The 2,696-nt window shown below is 64.5% G+C and carries 1 protein-coding gene; it reads right to left on the bottom strand.

Translation table 11 applies throughout. From position 1 onward, the window contains the following. The coding region (locus SM418_RS37850; RefSeq protein WP_371946463.1) for a SpnB-like Rossmann fold domain-containing protein at window positions 1–2,681 on the bottom strand (2,681 nt) is incomplete at its 3' end. Window positions 2,682–2,696 lie beyond the last annotated feature (15 nt).

Genomic DNA, 2,696 nt, shown 5'->3' with positions numbered 1-2,696 from the left:
GCAGGCCCCCGACGGCTGACAAGCACCACATGCCGCACCCCATGCTCAGCCACCAGGTGCCGAGCCACCAACCCTCCCAACACACCGGTCCCGCCGGTCACCAAAACCGTTCCACACCCATCCAAGGATGGTGGCATGGTGAGCACGACCTTGCCGATGTGGCGGGCTTGGCTGACAAAACGCAAAGCCTCTTTGCCGTGTCGCACGTCCCAGGCCCGCACCGGCAGAGATTGGAGAACGCCGCGTTCAAACAAGTTCACTATCTCGGTCAGCATTTGTTGGATACGTTCTGGCCCAGCCTCGCTCAGGTCGAACGCCTGATACTTCACGCCAGGGTGATCTGCTGCGACTGTCTCGCCATCACGGATGTCTGTCTTGCCCATCTCGATAAATCGGCCACCCCGAGACAGCGAACGCAATGAAGCTTCCACGAAATCTCGAGCAAGGCTATTCAACACCACATCCATACCCTGCCCATTGGTGACATTGAGGAATTCCTTTTCGAACTCCAGAGTACGCGAGGAAGCGATATGGGCATCATCCAGGCCCAGTGATCGCACTGCATCCCATTTGGCAGGGCTTGCTGTAGCAAATACCTCGGCCCCCCAATGCCGTGCCAGTTGGACTGCCGCCATACCCACCCCACCCGCAGCCGCGTGGACCAGCACGGACTCGCCGGGCTGCAAACCACCCAGGTTCTCCAGTCCGTAGTACGCAGTCAAGAACGCAATCGGCATCGAGGCCGCCTGAGAGAACGACCATCCCTGAGGCATCGGAACAACCAAACGATGATCAGTTACAGTAACCGGCCCGAAAGCGGCGTTCATCATCCCCATCACTCGATCGCCTGGAGCCAACTTCGTGACGCCAGGCCCCACCTCCGTGACGACGCCTGCCCCTTCACTCCCCATGACCTCCTCCCCGGGAACCATGCCCAGTGCGAGGACTACATCGCGGAAGTTGACACCTGCTGCGCGCAACGCAATCCGAATCTGCCCGGGCTCCAGCGGCCTGGTCACATCGGGGGACGCCACAAACGCAAGATTGTCCAACGTCCCCTTACTGGTGACATCCAGCCGCCATGATGTTTCTCCGGTGGGGGGTTGGAGGGTTTGGGGTGAGGAGGCGGCTCGTGCCAGGCGGGGTGCCTCCAGCGTGTCCTGTCGGATCGCCAGCTGTGGCTCGTCCAGGGTCAGTGCCGTGGCCAGGGTGGGAAGGGTGGGGGTGGGCTGGTCCAAGTCGAGGAGCACGAAGCGGCCGGGGTGCTCTGATTGTGCTGAGCGCATCAGTCCCCATACCGGGGCGTGAACCAGGTCCACCGGGCGGTCTTGAGAGCCGGTGGCCACGGCCCCGCGGGTCACGATCACCAGCCGGGATGCGGTGAAGCGGTCATCGGCCAGCCAGGACTGCATCAGCTCCAGGGCCTCCGAGAGCACTGCACGCACACGAGAGGGGGTTTCCTCCGGCGAGGTTTCCCTCTCCGTCTCCTCCAGCAACGGCATCATCACCACCTGCGGGACCGGTTCACCCGCGGCGACCGCCTCCCTCAGCATGGCCAGATCGGCATAGGTCTGCAGTCGGTTCCCCGGCACCCCCGCAAGAGCCGACCCCAGCTCGCCTCCACCCAATACCGCCCACCGGTCGGCAGCCGAAACTTCGGCCACTGCAGCCCCGACGGTGACCCACTCCACTCGAAACAGCGATTCCTGGGCGGCTGACCCCGCAGCCTGCAGCTGCTGCGCCGAGACAGGCCGCAACACCAGCGAATCCACCGAGGCCACCGGGCCGCCCGTGGCATCAGCCACTGTCACCGAGACCGCGTCTTGCCCCACCCTCGCCAACCGCACCCGCAGCCGTGAAGCACCGCTGGCATGCACCGTCACACCGCTCCAGGCAAACGGCAGCAGATTCTGGTCACCGCTGTCTGGGCTGGGACTCCGCAGCAGCGATCCCAGCCCCATTCCATGCAGAGCCGCATCCAGCAGCGCGGGATGCACACCGAACCGGCCAGCCTCAGCTACCAGCTCTTCAGGCAGCTCGACCTCCCCGAACACCTCATCCCCACGCCGCCATGCGCGCTGCAGCCCCTGGAAGGCAGGACCATACTCAAACCCTGCCGCCGCCAACTGGTCATAAAACCCCTCGACCCCTACTGCGGCCGCGCCCTCAGGAGGCCACACCCCCATCTCGAACACCTCGGAGCTGACCCTCGACGCCAGAACCCCCACGGCATGACGGGTCCACGGCTCCTGCTCTGCGGCCTCTTCCTCACGCGAATACACACTCACCGAGCGGCGACCACTCTCATCGAGGGCACCCACCACGACCTGAACCTGAACCCCACCCCGCTCCGAAAGCACCAACGGCGCCTCCAAAGTGAGTTCTTCCACACGCTCACAACCGACCTGATCCCCCGCCCGAACAGCCACCTCCACAAAGGCCGTTCCCGGCACCAGCACCACCCCACGCACCGCATGGTCAGCAAGCCAAGGATGAGACCGCAGCGACAACCTGCCGGTCAACAACCACCCATCACCCTCAGCCAACCCCACAACCGCACCCAGCAACGGATGATCCGCCGGGTTCAGCCCCGAGCCGACGGCTGTGTCCTCACCCGCGCCCTGGGCCGGCGTCTCCAACCAGTACCGCTTGCGCTGGAAGGCATAGGTCGGCAACTGCACCGCAGAGGGCCGTCC

It is taken from the genome of Actinomadura chokoriensis (assembly GCF_041463665.1).
Lineage (GTDB): Bacteria > Actinomycetota > Actinomycetes > Streptosporangiales > Streptosporangiaceae > Spirillospora > Spirillospora chokoriensis_A.
This window is presented reverse-complemented; position numbering and strand designations above follow the sequence as displayed.